General features: G+C 65.2%; 17 protein-coding genes. 12 read left to right on the top strand and 5 right to left on the bottom strand.

Translation table 11 applies throughout. The features are described from left to right. The first annotated feature begins 6 nt into the window (after positions 1-6). A complete protein-coding gene (gene dapF, locus ACY48M_RS08445; protein ID WP_462819823.1) occupies positions 7-882 on the top strand; it encodes a diaminopimelate epimerase in 876 nt (291 codons plus the stop codon). Between the two features lie 13 nt (positions 883-895). Here the strand turns inward: dapF and ACY48M_RS08450 are convergent, their stop codons facing one another. Beyond that, positions 896-1,504, bottom strand: coding sequence for a class I SAM-dependent methyltransferase (locus ACY48M_RS08450; protein ID WP_462819824.1), 609 nt, complete (start codon positions 1,502-1,504; stop codon positions 896-898). A gap of 42 nt (positions 1,505-1,546) precedes the next feature. Here ACY48M_RS08450 and hflX point away from each other — a divergent pair, with 42 nt between their 5' ends. Next, positions 1,547-3,079 (top strand): GTPase HflX, encoded by a 1,533-nt coding sequence (gene hflX, locus ACY48M_RS08455; protein ID WP_462819825.1) that lies wholly within the window; start codon positions 1,547-1,549, stop codon positions 3,077-3,079. Between the two features lie 90 nt (positions 3,080-3,169). Here hflX and ACY48M_RS08460 read toward each other — a convergent pair whose 3' ends face one another. The 3 genes from ACY48M_RS08460 to lexA form a co-directional block, all read right to left on the bottom strand. Continuing rightward, on the bottom strand, positions 3,170-4,018 hold the full coding sequence (locus ACY48M_RS08460; RefSeq protein WP_462819826.1) for an ABC transporter permease subunit: 849 nt from the start codon (positions 4,016-4,018) through the stop codon (positions 3,170-3,172). Next, a complete protein-coding gene (locus ACY48M_RS08465) occupies positions 4,015-4,941 on the bottom strand; it encodes an ABC transporter ATP-binding protein (protein ID WP_462819827.1) in 927 nt (308 codons plus the stop codon). The genes ACY48M_RS08460 and ACY48M_RS08465 overlap by 4 nt, the downstream gene beginning before the upstream one ends. 139 nt (positions 4,942-5,080) lie before the next feature. After that, positions 5,081-5,761 (bottom strand): transcriptional repressor LexA, encoded by a 681-nt coding sequence (gene lexA, locus ACY48M_RS08470; RefSeq protein WP_462819828.1) that lies wholly within the window; start codon positions 5,759-5,761, stop codon positions 5,081-5,083. Between the two features lie 291 nt (positions 5,762-6,052). Between lexA and ACY48M_RS08475 the strand changes: the two genes are divergently transcribed. The 6 genes from ACY48M_RS08475 (at position 6,053) to ACY48M_RS08500 (ending at position 10,612) form a co-directional block, all read left to right on the top strand. After that, positions 6,053-6,388 carry a LysM peptidoglycan-binding domain-containing protein gene (locus ACY48M_RS08475; RefSeq protein WP_462819829.1) on the top strand — a complete coding sequence of 112 codons (336 nt, stop codon included), beginning with the start codon at positions 6,053-6,055 and terminating at the stop codon, positions 6,386-6,388. A 43-nt stretch (positions 6,389-6,431) separates the two neighbouring features. Next, the gene (locus ACY48M_RS08480) at positions 6,432-7,541 is read left to right on the top strand and encodes a histidinol-phosphate transaminase (RefSeq protein ID WP_462819830.1); all 1,110 of its coding nucleotides are present in this window, start codon (positions 6,432-6,434) and stop codon (positions 7,539-7,541) included. A gap of 108 nt (positions 7,542-7,649) precedes the next feature. After that, on the top strand, positions 7,650-8,273 hold the full coding sequence (gene hisB, locus ACY48M_RS08485; RefSeq protein ID WP_462819831.1) for an imidazoleglycerol-phosphate dehydratase HisB: 624 nt from the start codon (positions 7,650-7,652) through the stop codon (positions 8,271-8,273). Positions 8,274-8,313: 40 nt separating this feature from the next. Continuing rightward, a complete protein-coding gene (hisH, locus tag ACY48M_RS08490; RefSeq protein ID WP_462819832.1) occupies positions 8,314-8,952 on the top strand; it encodes an imidazole glycerol phosphate synthase subunit HisH in 639 nt (212 codons plus the stop codon). 131 nt (positions 8,953-9,083) lie between these two features. Continuing rightward, positions 9,084-9,833, top strand: coding sequence for a bifunctional 1-(5-phosphoribosyl)-5-((5-phosphoribosylamino)methylideneamino)imidazole-4-carboxamide isomerase/phosphoribosylanthranilate isomerase PriA (gene priA, locus ACY48M_RS08495; RefSeq protein ID WP_462819833.1), 750 nt, complete (start codon positions 9,084-9,086; stop codon positions 9,831-9,833). Then, positions 9,830-10,612, top strand: coding sequence for an SseB family protein (locus ACY48M_RS08500; RefSeq protein ID WP_462819834.1), 783 nt, complete (start codon positions 9,830-9,832; stop codon positions 10,610-10,612). Before priA ends, ACY48M_RS08500 begins: the two co-directional genes overlap by 4 nt. 20 nt (positions 10,613-10,632) lie before the next feature. Here ACY48M_RS08500 and ACY48M_RS08505 read toward each other — a convergent pair whose 3' ends face one another. Beyond that, positions 10,633-11,004 (bottom strand): DUF1844 domain-containing protein, encoded by a 372-nt coding sequence (locus ACY48M_RS08505; protein WP_462819835.1) that lies wholly within the window; start codon positions 11,002-11,004, stop codon positions 10,633-10,635. Positions 11,005-11,228: 224 nt separating this feature from the next. On the opposite strand from ACY48M_RS08505, the gene infC reads away from it, so the two are divergent. Genes infC through ACY48M_RS08525 form a run of 4 tightly spaced genes read left to right on the top strand, consistent with a single transcriptional unit; the run spans position 11,229 to position 13,501 of the window. After that, positions 11,229-11,975, top strand: coding sequence for a translation initiation factor IF-3 (gene infC, locus ACY48M_RS08510; protein ID WP_462819836.1), 747 nt, complete (start codon positions 11,229-11,231; stop codon positions 11,973-11,975). A 60-nt stretch (positions 11,976-12,035) separates the two neighbouring features. After that, complete coding sequence (gene rpmI, locus ACY48M_RS08515; RefSeq protein WP_462819837.1) at positions 12,036-12,239, top strand: 50S ribosomal protein L35; 204 nt, start codon at positions 12,036-12,038, stop codon at positions 12,237-12,239. Between the two features lie 33 nt (positions 12,240-12,272). Continuing rightward, entirely contained in the window at positions 12,273-12,659 is a 387-nt protein-coding gene (rplT, locus tag ACY48M_RS08520) for a 50S ribosomal protein L20 (RefSeq protein WP_462819838.1), read from the top strand. A 26-nt stretch (positions 12,660-12,685) separates the two neighbouring features. Then, positions 12,686-13,501 carry a TrmH family RNA methyltransferase gene (locus ACY48M_RS08525; protein WP_462819839.1) on the top strand — a complete coding sequence of 272 codons (816 nt, stop codon included), beginning with the start codon at positions 12,686-12,688 and terminating at the stop codon, positions 13,499-13,501. Positions 13,502-13,565: the final 64 nt, after the last annotated feature.

The raw sequence follows: 13,565 nt of genomic DNA on the forward strand, positions 1-13,565 counted from the left end.
TGAAGCATGCCTCACATCCATTTCACTAAGGGACAGGGCACTGGCAATGACTTTGTGCTCATCGCCGATCCCGATGGTGCCCTTGACCTCTCCAGCGAGCAACTCGCGGCCATCGCAGACCGGCGTTTCGGGGTGGGGGCGGACGGCGTGATTCGTGCGGTGCGGTCCGCCAACCTTCCCGAGGGTGCTGCGGCGCTTGCGGAAGACGACGGCGCCGAGTGGTACATGGACTATCACAACGCCGATGGTTCGCCGTCTGAGATGTGTGGCAATGGCATCCGGGTGTTTGCCGAGTACCTCACGAGCACCGGTCTGGTCGAGCTCGATCGCTCGGATACGTTGACGGTCGGCACCCGCGCCGGTGTGCGCGATCTTCAGCGAAACCAGCGCGGCTTCCAGGTCGATCTTGGCCGCTGGCGGCTCGACGGTGTCGAGCCTCTCGTGCACACCCGCGGCGTCGCGGTCGCGCGACCAGGCCTTGGCATCAACGTCGGCAACCCCCACGTCGTGGTGGCGCTCTCGAGCCGCGAGGAGCTCGCCTCCGCTGACCTCACGGAGGCACCCGAGCTTGATCCGTTCGCCCCGGATGGTGCGAATGTCGAGTTCGTCGTGCCGCATGACCCCCTCGTCGTTGACGGGGTGGGGCACATCACGATGCGGGTGCACGAGCGCGGGAGTGGCGAGACCCTCTCGTGTGGCACCGGGGCAGCTGCCGCGGCCCTCGCGACGCGACACTGGGCGGGTGCTGGAGCGCCAGATCACTGGCGGGTCGAGGTGCCGGGCGGCACCCTCGGGGTGCGGATGTGGGCGGCTGAAGACGGCGAGCACGTGTCGCTCAGTGGGCCGGCGGTGCTGGTCTATGAGGGTGTCGTCACCCTCTAAATCGGTGCCAGCGTCAGCGCCGGCGCACCCGCAGCACGCGATACCCCTTGTTCGTCACGGCACGCGACACGGTGAAGCCCTCAGGCAGCGCGCCCTCCATCCAACGGTGGAGTGAATCAGAGCCAAGATTGCGCTGGACGACAAGCCAGGCATCGGTCGCGGAGTCGAGTCGTGGCAGCCATTCGAGCAGCATGTCGTGCAGCACGCTCTTGCCCACCCTGATCGGCGGGTTTGATCGGATGCCCATGAAGACCACATCCGCGGGAACATTCTCCGGCTGCACGGCGTTGACATTGGTGAGCCCAAGAATCTCGGTGTTGCGACGAACGAGGTCGAGGGCCCGTTCGTTCACGTCGACAGCCCAGATGGTCGCGTGCGGTGACTCGATGGCCATGGTCAAGGCGATCGGTCCCCACCCGCAGCCAAGGTCGAGCAGGTTGCCGCCCGGAGGCGATGGTGGGGTGTTGGCGAGCAGCACCTGGGTTCCCGCATCGACGCGATCGGGGCTGAAGATGCCACTCGCGGTCGTGAGGGTGACTGGACGGCCTGCGAGCGACACGCTGAGCGGGCGAAGTTTGAGCTCACTCTCCGGGAGCGCGGAGAAGTAGTGCTCATTTGCCATGCAGAGAAACCTATCGAATAGCGAGGAGCTAGGGTTAACCCAATGACTGAAGCTGAATCAGAAGAGCGTCGTGACGATGACGTCATTGAGCGTGTGCTCGCGAGCGCGTCCAAGCGTCCGGCCGGCTCCACGATCTTCACGAGCGGCCGCGCTGAAGCCCTGCAGGCCGGCGAAGCATTCGGCACGCGCGACGACTCCGACGGCGAGCAGTTCGATCGCGACGACCGACAGGCACTCCGTCGCGTCACCGGTCTCTCAACCGAACTCGACGATGTCACCGAGGTCGAATATCGCCAGCTCCGTCTCGAACAGGTCGTCCTCATCGGCATCTACGCGCAGGGTGCTGTCCGCGACGCCGAGAACTCAATGCGAGAGTTGTTTGCTCTCGCCGAGACCGCAGGAGCGGTCGTGCTCGACGGTCTCCTTCAAAAACGGGCGACCCCCGACCCGAGCACCTATTTCGGCAAGGGCAAGGCCCACGAACTGCGCGATGTTGTCGCCGCGGTTGGCGCCGACACGGTCATCGTCGATGGCGAGCTCGCGCCAAGCCAGCGACGCGCGCTTGAAGACGTCATCAAGGTCAAGGTCATCGACCGCACCGCCGTGATCCTCGACATTTTTAGCCAGCACGCCAAGAGCCGGGAGGGCAAGGCTCAGGTTGAGCTCGCCCAGCTCGAATACCTGCTGCCGAGGCTCCGAGGCTGGGGTGAGTCGATGTCCCGCCAGGCCGGTGGCCAGGTGGGTGGCGCGGGGGCCGGTATGGGCAGCCGTGGACCGGGTGAGACGAAGATCGAACTCGATCGCCGCCGCATCCATACCCGCATGGCGAAGCTGCGCCGTCAGATCAAAGACTTCACGCCGGCGCGCGAGGCGAAGCGGGCGAACCGCAACCGCTTCGAGGTGCCGAGCGTCGCGATCACCGGCTACACGAACGCGGGCAAGTCAAGCCTGCTCAATCGCATTACGCGGGCCGGTGTGCTCGTCGAGAATGCGCTCTTCGCCACACTCGATGCGACGGTGCGCAAGTCGGTGACCGACGACGGACGACACTACACACTCACCGACACGGTCGGCTTTGTGCGCAATCTCCCGCACCAGCTGGTCGAGGCGTTCCGTTCGACGCTCGAAGAGGTCGCTGAGGCCGACGTCATCGTGCACGTCGTCGATGCCTCGCACCCCGATCCGGCGAGCCAACTCGCGACGGTGCGCGATGTCATCGGTGAGGTTGGCGCGCGAGATATCCCCGAGATCGTCGCGTTCAACAAGGCCGATCTCGCAGACGACGACCAGCGTCTCCTCATCCGCGGGCTTGAGCCGCACGGTATCTTCGTCTCCGCTCGCACGGGGGAGGGCATCGATGAGCTGTTGGAGCGCATCGCACAGCTGCTGCCGTCACCCTCTGTCGAGGTTGATCTCCTTGTTCCCTATGACCGCGGGGACGTCGTCGCGTCACTGCACGATCGCGCGGTCATCGAGTCGACGACGTATGAGGAGTCTGGCACCCGCATCCACGCGAAGATCCGTGAACAGGATGTCGCGGGGCTGCGCGAGTTCGTGTCGATCGGCGCTGAGTAGTCGGCACTCAGTAGTCGGCTGCCGACAGCGCAGACTTCGAGGGGATGGTCCCGCACGCTTCGGCGTGTGGGACCATCCCTTCGCTTCGTGTTAGGCGTCTCGCGTCTTCAACGCGGCAGCCCCCGCGATGAGCGCTGCAGCGGCCCAGGCGACGGCGACGAGCGTCGCAATGCCTGGGGAGAGCTCGTACTGCTGGGCAATCTCGTTGCCAGACAGCGCCATCATTGCGTTGCCTGCGGAGTCGAGCAGGTAGGGGGTGAACTCCACAATCTCCTCGATCCAGATCGACAGGAGCGCGAGCACTCCTGGCAATACGAGCAGGAGCCCCACGACGATTGCGATGCCGCCGGCCCCTGAGCGCACGAGGGTTCCGAATCCGAGACCGACGAGCGCCACAATGCCAAGGAACACCGAGGCCCCGAGCATCACCAAGAGTTCCTCGCCTCCCAGCGGCACTGCCAACTCATCGGCCGCGAGGAACGGGTATGCGACGAGGTACGCTCCGAGTGAGCTCACGGCGCCGAGCAGGAACATCCAGGCGAACAGCACAACGCCTTTGCCGATGAAGACGGGCAGTCGCCCTGGCACGGCGGCAAAACTCGAGCGGATCATGCCGGTCGAGTACTCACCAGTGATGACAAGCACGCCCTGGATGCCCGCGACGAGCACCCCGAAGGTCACCCCCGAGGTCACGGCAGCCATAGTGATGTACTGCTTCATATCGTCGGTCGCCGCGATCGGCTGGCCGCTCGCGTCGACCTGCATGAAATCGGCACTCACCGCAACGAGGAGCGCGATTGCGAGCCAGAGCAAGAGGATGATGCCGCTCGTCCAGTAGGTCGAGCGCAGGCTGGTGAACTTGATCCACTCGGAGCGCACGACGCGCGCCAGCGTGAGGTGGGCGTCGGTTCGCACTGAGGGGGCGGTCGTCGTGGTCATCGTGTTGCTCCCGTCGTTGCGTCGGCTCCGCCAGCGCGGTACTCAACCTCGTCCTGTGTGAGGGCCATGTAGGCCTCTTCGAGCGAGCTCGCCACTGGTGTCAATTCGTGAAGCACGAGGCCGCTCGCGGCGGCGGCGTCACCGACCTGTTCCGCAGTCACGCCACTGAGGCTTGTCGCCCCATCGTGCAGCGGAGTGTGCTGCGCGTTTGGGAGTATCGTGGCGAGGAGATCCGGTCGCGGGGTGCGCACGCGGACTGTGGCCCCACCGGCACCGGCGATGATCTCGTCAACCTTGGCGTCAGCGAGGATGCGCCCGCGCCCGAGCACAATGATGTGGTCAGCGGTCTGAGCCATCTCGCTCATGAGATGTGACGAGAGGAGCACGGTGCGCCCCTCGCTCGCCAGGTGGCGTACGAGCCTTCTCACCCACTGCACACCCTCGGGATCGAGCCCGTTCACCGGCTCATCGAGGATGAGGGTCGCGGGGTCACCGAGGAGGGCGGCCGCGATACCGAGGCGCTGTCCCATGCCGAGGGAGAAGCCGCCGACACGCTTGCGAGCGACTGCCGAGAGCCCTGTGAGTTCGATGACCTCACGCACGCGGGTCTTGCCGATGCCGTGGGTCGCTGCCATCGCGAGGAGGTGCTGGTATGCGGAGCGACCGGTGTGCACCGCTTTGGCGTCGAGCAGCACACCCACCTCGCGCAGCGGGGCCTTGTGCTGGCGGTACTCCTTGCCATTCACCGTGACGGAGCCGCCGGTCGGGCGGTCCAATCCCACGATCATCCGCATCGTCGTCGATTTTCCGGCACCGTTTGGCCCCAGAAATCCTGTGACCATGCCGGGTCGCACGGTGAAGTCGACGTTGTCGACTGCAATCTTGCTCCCGTAGCGCTTGCTCAGCGCTGTCGCCTCGATCATGCCTGCCCTTCCGTTGCGTCATGAGGCAATCGCCCCACCGCTGCGACGCTAGGGCATGCGCGGCGTCATAGGCATCCGTCGTCGGGATGATATTCGCGGGATGATAATCGTCGGGGCGAGTCCGACGCGCGGCTCTGGGCTAGACGGCCCGGAGCACGGCGACGACCTTGCCGAGCACGTCGGCGAAGTCACCAAGGATAGGCGCAAAGGCACTGTTGCGTGGCAGAAGCCAGGTGTGACCGTCTCGTTGCTGGAACACCTTGACGGTTGCTTCGTCATCGAGCATGGCCGCGACGATGTCGCCGTTCTCCGCCGTCTTCTGCTGGCGCACGACGATCCAGTCGCCGTCGCAGATGGCGGCGTCGATCATCGAATCGCCGACGACCTTGAGCATGAAGAGGTCGCCCTTGCCGACGAGCTGGCGGGGGATGGGAAAGACCTCATCCACCTGTTCCTCCGCCGTGATGGGGATGCCGGCGGCGATGCGGCCAACGAGGGGCACCATGGCGGCATCGCCAATGGGCGTTGCGGTGCCGGCTTCCGGCATCGACTCGGAGTCGAGACGGTCGCTCTGCGGCACGTCGATAAGCACCTCGATCGCCCGCGGCCGATTGGGGTCACGGCGGAGGTAGCCGCTGAGCTCAAGCTGACCGAGCTGATGGGTGACGCTCGATAGCGAGGCGAGGCCGACTGCGTCGCCGATCTCCCGCATGCTCGGCGGGTAGCCGTGGTTGGCAACGGCGCGCTGGATGAACTCCAGGATCGCGAGCTGCTTCTCGCTCAGGTTCCTGCGCCGTCGAGTCGAAGGCTTCTCGTCCATGGGGCTCCTCGCTTAAACCGAATGTCGGTGGCTGCTGCTTTGCTTTCAACCAGACAATCGAAACTGTATCCGCCTCAGGGCTCGAGAACAAACATCTGTTCGAGTGTGTCGGCGAATTCGGTGCGTATTTCTCCAGAAATGCGCACTTGCGTTCGAAGACAATCGAAGATATGTTCGGTACAAAGATCCGCACCCCGGGGTTCCCGGCCGAATCCCGGGTGCGGATTCTTTCTCCGGATGATCACAGGTCGACGGATTTCGAGCAGCACGCAGGCGAAAGGAGCACCAGACATGAGCAACACCGCAGCACACCAGCCCCGTCCCCGACTCCGCCTTACCCGGCGTGGCCGCGTTGTCTTCACGACGCTCGCAGCCTCACCTCTCGTCGTCGTCGCGCTCATCCTCGGCCTGAACGGCGGAATGGCCACGGCCACCGGTGCCGCTGGAGCGCCACTCGATTCCGTGACGGTCAGCGCTGGGCAGTCCATGTGGGCCCTTGCGAGTGCTGTCGCGCCAGACGAAGACCCGCGCGAGGTGATCGCCGACTTCGTGCAGGTCAATCAACTCGATTCCGCCGATGTCGTTCCCGGACAGCCGCTGCTGGTTCCTGCCAAGTACTCCGACTAGCTCGGCTCCTGAGTCCGGCGTGCTCGGCTCCTAAGATGGAGGGGTGGCTTCACTGTCAGACCTTCCCATCCGCGACAACCTTCGCGGGCTCACCCCTTACGGTGCCCCGCAGAAGCAGGTTCGATATGCGCTCAACGTCAACGAGAACACGCATGCAATCCCCGAGGCGGTTGCCCACGACGTCGTGACCTCGCTCGCGCAGGCCCTGCTCGGCATCAATCGTTACCCCGATCGCGAGTTCACAACACTGCGCGAGAGTCTTGCTCGCTACGTCGGCCACGGGGCATCCGCGGACCACATCTGGGCGGCGAATGGGTCCAATGAGGTTCTGCAGCAGATCCTCCAGGCATTCGGTGGGCCCGGTCGCAGCGTGCTGGGGTTCCCTCCCACCTACTCGATGCATTCGATCATCGCGGCTGGCACCGATACGACGTGGATCGCGGGGGAGCGGGATGCAGGCTACGAGCTCTCACCCGAGCTCGTCCGGGAGTGGGTGACCAAGACGAAACCTGACCTTGTGTTTCTCTGTGCGCCGAACAATCCGACCGGCACGCCGATGACCCTCGAGACAATCGTTGCTGCGTACGACGCGACCGATGGCATGGTCGTCGTCGATGAGGCGTATGCGGAGTTTGCCCCGGAGGGCACCGATTCCGCGCTAACACTCCTCGAAGGCCGTGAGCGGCTCATCGTGTCGCGCACAATGAGCAAGGCGTTTGCTTTCGCCGGCGCTCGTGTCGGCTACATGGTCGCCGACCCGGCGGTGTGTGATGCCATCAGGCTCGTGCGCCTGCCATATCACCTGTCGGCGCTGACCCAGGCGGCCGCGATCGCTGCGCTCGATCACACGAGCGAGATGCTCGCGATGGTCGACGATATCCGCCGCCAGCGTGACCGACTGCTCCTCGAGCTGCCAAAGCTTGGCTTCACGGTGTGGCCGAGCGAAGCAAACTTTGTGCTGTTCGGTGGGGTGCACCATCCGCACGCGCTGTTCGAAGCCCTGCTTGAGCGCGACATCATCATCCGCGATCTCGGCATCCCGCACCACCTGCGCGTTACTGCAGGCACCGAGGAGGAGACGACAGTCTTCCTCGACGCGCTCGAGCAGCTTGGCGGTGCAGGATTCGGCGGCGCGGCATCCGGCGCTGCCTGACCTCCGAGCTTCGGGGCGTAGCGCGTCGCTAAGCTTGACGGAGGGCGGCCGGGCCGCCCGCACCGACTCCGACGAGGTGTCGATGTTCTCGCGACAGAAGGATTCCCCATGGCAGAGCAGGCCACGACGAGCGGGCGCAGGGTCGCGCAGCTGAGCCGCGAGACGAGCGAGTCGAGCATCGAGCTCTCGCTCGACCTCGACGGCACTGGGCGCGCTGACATCTCGACCTCGGTGCCGTTCTTCGACCACATGCTCACCGCCTTCGCGAAGCACTCACTCATCGACCTGACAGTGCGCGCGACCGGCGATGTCGAAATTGATGTCCACCACACGGTCGAGGACATCGGTATCGTCCTCGGCAAGGCGCTCGCGCAGGCGCTCGGCGACAAGTCCGGCATCTCCCGCTTCGGTGACGCCATGGTGCCCCTCGACGAGGCGCTCGTGAGTGCTGTCGTCGATGTTTCTGGCCGGCCCTTCCTTGTGCACGAAGGTGAACCTGCTGGCTTTGAGTTCCACCTCATCGGCGGTCACTTCACCGGCTCGATGGTGCGCCACGTCTTCGAAGCGATCACCTTCCACGCCGGCCTCACCGTCCACATCCGCGTGCTTGGCGGTCGCGACCCCCACCACATCGCGGAGGCGGAGTTCAAGGCATTTGCCAGGGCGATGCGCAAGGCCATCGAGCCGGATGCTCGCGTGCGCGGCATCCCGTCGACGAAGGGTGCACTGTGACAGACGAGCGCATCGACGCGGTCTCGTGGCGAGGCTCAGCATGAGCGACGCGAGACCGAAGGTCGTCGTGCTCGACTACGGCAGTGGCAACGTCCACTCCGCGGTCAAGGCGATGGAGCTCGCGGGCGCCGAGGTGGAGCTCACGGCCGACCCCAAAGCGGTCGCTTCGGCTGATGGTCTGCTGGTGCCGGGGGTGGGCGCATTCTCCGCTGTCATGCGGGCGCTCGACGGTGTCAATGGCGCTGAGCTCATCGATCGTCGCTTGGCCGGGGGGCGCCCTGTTCTCGGCATTTGTGTGGGCATGCAGGTGATGTTCGAGCGCGGCATTGAGCGCGGTGTGACCACCGACGGCCTGGGGGAGTGGCCGGGCACGGTCGAGGAGCTCACTGCCCCGGTCGTGCCGCACATGGGCTGGAACACGGTCGAGTCGCCTGACGGGTCTGCCCTGTTCGACGGTATCGCCGAAGAGCGTTTCTACTTCGTGCATTCCTATGCCGCGACGACGTGGGGCATCGACGCGATGCCGCCGTTCCCGGCCGCGAAGCTCACCTGGGCAGAGCACGGCGGTCGCTTTCTCGCGGCCGTTGAGAATGGCCCCTTGAGCGCAACACAGTTTCACCCGGAGAAGTCTGGAGCGCCCGGCATCCGCCTGCTCTCGAACTGGCTCGGCACGCTCTGAGGCAGGATCAACCGCGCGAGAGCGGTCGAATTCGCCGCAACCGCAATCGCGAGTAGTATCTGTTTCTTGTTGTGCGCCTTCGCGCGAATACTCCATCTCAACCCACGGCATCCCCGCTGAGAAAGTTCATGATGAGCGAGTTCAACACGACCCCCAGCCTGACTCTGTTCCCGGCGGTCGATGTCTCCGATGGCAAGGCGGTCCGTCTCACCCGCGGCGAAGCGGGCACCGAGACCAGCTATGGCGATCCGGTCGCGGCCGCGGAGTCGTGGGCTGAGCAGGGCGCCGACTGGATCCACCTCGTCGACCTCGATGCTGCGTTCGGTCGCGGCTCGAATCACGGCGTCATCAAGAAGGTCATCCGACAGGTGCGTGGCGGGCTCAACATCGAGCTTTCCGGTGGCATCCGCGATGACCGTTCGCTCGAGGCGGCGCTCGCGACCGGCGCCAAGCGTCTGAACCTCGGTACTGCGGCACTCGAGAACCCGGAGTGGGCCGCCCACGTCATCGCCGAATACGGCGAGGCCATCGCGGTCGGGCTCGATGTTCGCGGCACGACCCTCGCCACGCGCGGCTGGACGCAGGAGGGTGGCGACCTCTGGACGGTCATGGAGCGTCTCGAGGAGGCCGGATGTTCGCGCTACGTCGTCACCGACGTCACGAAAGACGGCACATTGCAGGGGCCGAACGTGTCGCTGCTCCGCGAGGTGCTCGATCACACGCAGAAGCCGGTGATTGCTTCGGGTGGAGTTTCAAGCCTCGATGACCTCGTTGCCCTGCGCGAGCTCGTGCCACTCGGCCTCGAGGGCGCGATCGTTGGCAAGGCGCTCTACAACGGGGAGTTCACGCTCGCTGAAGCGCTCGACATCGCGGGCAATTGACCTCAGCCTCCTCGAACGACCACGCTTCGGGCGGCGCCGACTCGGCGGGCCAGCCCTGGGCTGGTCGCTCCTTCGGGCAGACGCCGTTCGCTGATGACGACGGTTCGGCGCCCGCAGGTTTTCTCGAGGCGATTACGGCCTTTCGTTCCGGCACGGTCGGTGAATCGGTGGTGGTCGACGCGCTGCGTGACATCCGACTCTTGATTCCGCTCGTTGCGTCGCTCGGCGAGGCGGGCGTGAACGACCATGGGGTCACGGTCGACAAGAGCGCAGATCTCGCCATTGTGACGGTCGCGGGGCCTGACGGCCGCGCGGTTCTCCCCGTGTTCAGTTCGGTCGCTGCGATGCAGGCTTGGAACCCGGTCGCACGCCCGGTGCCTGCCGACGCCGTTCGCGTCGCGCTGGCCGCGGCTGATGAATCGACCGAGCTCGTTGTCGTCGATGCGACGAGTGAGTCGGAGTTCGCGATCCGCCGGCCGGCCCTCTGGGCGATGGCGCAGTCGCTGCCGTGGCAGTCGCCGCTCGATGATGGCGAAGTGTTGGCGGCGTTTGCTGCCGCGGTCGAGAGTGAGGCGGATGTCGCGGGCATCAGCCTGCACGCGGGTGACGCGTTAGCGCGCCTCCGCGGCCCCGAGGTGATTGCGGAGCTCCGCCTGCGTCCGGGCCTCGATCAGACCCGGCTCGACGAGCTTGTGGCGCGGGTGCAGGAGCGCTGGGCTACGCACGAGGTGATCGCGCAGCGTGTTGATTCGCTCGCCGTGCGGCTCCTTCCGGCCTGAGTTCCGGCCGGCGCGCTGCGTTAGGTGACCGGCCCGGTGAGTTTTTCGCCCGGGCCTTTGCCGAGGGCATCCGGAATGTGCGATGCCTCGCGGAAGGCGAGTTGCACCGAGCGGAGCCCGTCGCGCAGTGGGCGCGCGTGAGAGTCGGAGAGGTCTGGGGCGGCGGCGGTGACGAGCCCGGCGAGCGCGTTGATGAGCTTGCGCGCCTCGTCAAGGTCGGTCTGGGATTCCGGGTCGTCGGCGAGCCCGCACTTCACGGCCGCGGCACTCAGCAGGTGCACGGCGACAGTGTTGATGACTTCAACGGCGGGGACGTCGGCGATGTCGCGAGCTGCGTCGTCGGCGCCCGAGTTCTCGGGGTTGAGCCCAGTTGTGGTGGTGGTATCGCTCATCAGGGTTTCCTCTGTTAGAATCGTCCGGGCTCTGGGATCGATAGCGATTCCAGATACGAAAGTGGAGATTCTCCCACCCGCGCTTGACCGCCATAGTGTTGCCGTTCGACACTCAAGGTTACCGGGTTGTTGGCACCCCGCCGACGTGCACGTCAGTGCGCGAAGGTAGTACTGAAGGGTGCCGTGCCAAGTGTTGTGTCACGGGACTCGTGTCGCAATCGGGCATGAATCCTCCTCTTCGTCGCCACGGCATCCGCCGCAGGCCAGGCATAGTTTTCGCCACGATCTATGAGGAGGACCGCATCAGCGATCCCAGAACGAATGACCGAATCCGCGTCCCGGAAGTCCGTCTCGTTGGCCCCGGGGGCGAGCAGGTCGGTGTCGTCCGCATTGAAGACGCGCTTCGCCTCGCTCAGGAGGCTGACCTGGATTTGGTTGAGGTTGCTCCCAATTCCCGGCCGCCGGTTGTGAAGATCATGGACTTCGGCAAGTTCAAGTACGAGACCGCGCAGAAGGCCAAGGAGGCCAAGCGCAACCAGTCGAACACGATCCTCAAAGAGGTCCGGTTCCGGCTCAAGATTGACAAGCACGACTACGAGACCAAGCGCAAGCGCGCCGAGGGCTTCCTCAAGCAGGGTGACAAGGTCAAGGCCATGATCCTGTTCCGTGGCCGTGAGCAGTCGCGTCCCGAGCAGGGCGTGCGTCTGCTGCAGCGTTTCGCAGAGGATGTCGCGGAGCTGGGTTCGGTCGAGTCGACGCCGATGATTGATGGCCGCAACATGGTCATGGTGATCGGTCCACTCAAGACGAAGGCCGAGGTCAAGATCGAGACTGACGCCCGCAAGGCCGCCACGAAGGAGCCGCGCGAGCCGCAGGCTGCCGCGCCGAAGGCCGACGCACCGAAAGCCGAGGCAGCAAAAGCCGAGGCGCCGAAGGCCGAGGCCGAGCCGGCCGCGGAGGCCGCGGAGTAGTCCGCACACAGGTTTCGCCCGCACGGGCGTGATGGAGCACGACAGTAAACAAGGAGAGAAATGCCTAAGCAGAAGAGCCACTCAGGGGCCAAGAAGCGTTTCAAGGTCACCGGCACCGGCAAGGTCATGAAGCAGCAGGCCGGTATGCGCCACAACCTCGAGGTCAAGTCGGGTGCGCGCAAGCGTCGCCTCAACGCCGACCAGGTTCTGGCACCCCAGGACGCGAAGGTCATCAAGCGCCTTCTTGGCAAAGCCGGCCGCTGAGCCGCCCGCATTCAGAACTAAGGATCAAAGAACATGGCAAGAGTAAAGCGGGCAGTCAACGCCCACAAGAAGCGTCGGGTCATCCTCGAGCGCGCGAGCGGCTACCGCGGACAGCGTTCGCGCTTGTACCGCAAGGCAAAAGAGCAGCTCATCCACTCGTTCGTCTACTCGTACCGCGACCGTCGCAGCCGCAAGGGTGACTTCCGTCGCCTGTGGATTCAGCGCATCAACGCGGCGTCGCGTGCGAACGGCCTCACCTACAACCGCCTCATCCAGGGTCTTGGCCTTGCTGGCGTGCAGGTTGACCGTCGTATGCTCGCAGACCTCGCGGTGACCGACCCCAAGACGTTTGCGGCCATCGTCGCGACGGCAAAGGCGGCACTGCCGTCTGACACGTCGGCCCCGAAGGTGTCGGCATAGTCATCCACCCGGCCTAGAATTGGGCCATGCTTGACAACCCTCGTTCACCTCGTGTGCGTGGCGTTGCGAAACTTCGCAAGAGAGATGCCCGGTCTGAGACCGGGCTCTTTCTTTTGGAGGGTCCGCAGGCAGTTTCGGAGGCGCTTCAGTGGCGCCCCGAACTGCTCGCTGACCTGTTCGTGACCCCGACGGCGCTCGACCGCCACCCAGAAATTGCCACGATGGCGGCCGACGCCGGCCTTGAGGTGGAGTTCGTCTCCGAGCAGGTCATCGAGACGATGGCCGACACGGTGACCCCCCAGGGCGTGGTGGCCGTCTGCCGGCAGTTCCCCGTCTCAGTGCGTGACCTCCTCGCGCCGGGGGAGGGTGACGACGGCCCGCGCCTCATCGTGGTGCTCGAGGAGGTGCGTGATCCGGGCAACGCCGGCACGATCATCCGAACTGCGGATGCCGCTGGCGCCGATGGCGTGATCTTCAGTGGCCGCACCGTCGATGTTTATAACCCCAAGGTGGTTCGCTCGACGACTGGCTCGCTGTTCCACATGCCGATCGCGATTGTCGCCGACTTTCCGTCGCTGCGCGAGCGACTCCGTTCTGCGGATCTGCAAATCCTTGCGGCCGACATCAAGGGCGATGATCTGCTCACGGCGCGCACTGACGGCGTGCTTGCGGCGCCGACCGCCTGGCTCTTCGGCAACGAGGCTCGCGGGCTGAGCGATGAGTACCTCGCGCTGGCCGATCGCGCCATCTCGGTGCCGATCTACGGCCGTGCCGAGTCGATGAACCTCGCGACCGCGGCATCCGTCTGCCTGTATGAGAGTGCGTTCGCCCAGCGTTCCTGATCCGAGATTTGCGGATGTGCGCCCCGTGTCAGCGCCGCGTTACGAACAGGTAACAGCAGACGTG

This window comes from Homoserinimonas flava (assembly GCF_054969005.1).

Bases quoted from the DNA above. Each gene is read 5' to 3' on its own strand.
- dapF (WP_462819823.1), top strand. From the start codon at position 7: ATGCCTCACATCCATTTCACTAAGGGACAGGGCACTGGCAATGACTTT.
- ACY48M_RS08450 (WP_462819824.1), bottom strand. From the start codon at position 1,504: ATGGCAAATGAGCACTACTTCTCCGCGCTCCCGGAGAGTGAGCTCAAA.
- hflX (WP_462819825.1), top strand. From the start codon at position 1,547: ATGACTGAAGCTGAATCAGAAGAGCGTCGTGACGATGACGTCATTGAG.
- ACY48M_RS08460 (WP_462819826.1), bottom strand. From the start codon at position 4,018: ATGACCACGACGACCGCCCCCTCAGTGCGAACCGACGCCCACCTCACG.
- ACY48M_RS08465 (WP_462819827.1), bottom strand. From the start codon at position 4,941: ATGATCGAGGCGACAGCGCTGAGCAAGCGCTACGGGAGCAAGATTGCA.
- lexA (WP_462819828.1), bottom strand. From the start codon at position 5,761: ATGGACGAGAAGCCTTCGACTCGACGGCGCAGGAACCTGAGCGAGAAG.
- ACY48M_RS08475 (WP_462819829.1), top strand. From the start codon at position 6,053: ATGAGCAACACCGCAGCACACCAGCCCCGTCCCCGACTCCGCCTTACC.
- hisB (WP_462819831.1), top strand. From the start codon at position 7,650: ATGGCAGAGCAGGCCACGACGAGCGGGCGCAGGGTCGCGCAGCTGAGC.
- hisH (WP_462819832.1), top strand. From the start codon at position 8,314: ATGAGCGACGCGAGACCGAAGGTCGTCGTGCTCGACTACGGCAGTGGC.
- priA (WP_462819833.1), top strand. From the start codon at position 9,084: ATGAGCGAGTTCAACACGACCCCCAGCCTGACTCTGTTCCCGGCGGTC.
- ACY48M_RS08505 (WP_462819835.1), bottom strand. From the start codon at position 11,004: ATGAGCGATACCACCACCACAACTGGGCTCAACCCCGAGAACTCGGGC.
- infC (WP_462819836.1), top strand. From the start codon at position 11,229: ATGAATCCTCCTCTTCGTCGCCACGGCATCCGCCGCAGGCCAGGCATA.
- rpmI (WP_462819837.1), top strand. From the start codon at position 12,036: ATGCCTAAGCAGAAGAGCCACTCAGGGGCCAAGAAGCGTTTCAAGGTC.
- rplT (WP_462819838.1), top strand. From the start codon at position 12,273: ATGGCAAGAGTAAAGCGGGCAGTCAACGCCCACAAGAAGCGTCGGGTC.
- ACY48M_RS08525 (WP_462819839.1), top strand. From the start codon at position 12,686: ATGCTTGACAACCCTCGTTCACCTCGTGTGCGTGGCGTTGCGAAACTT.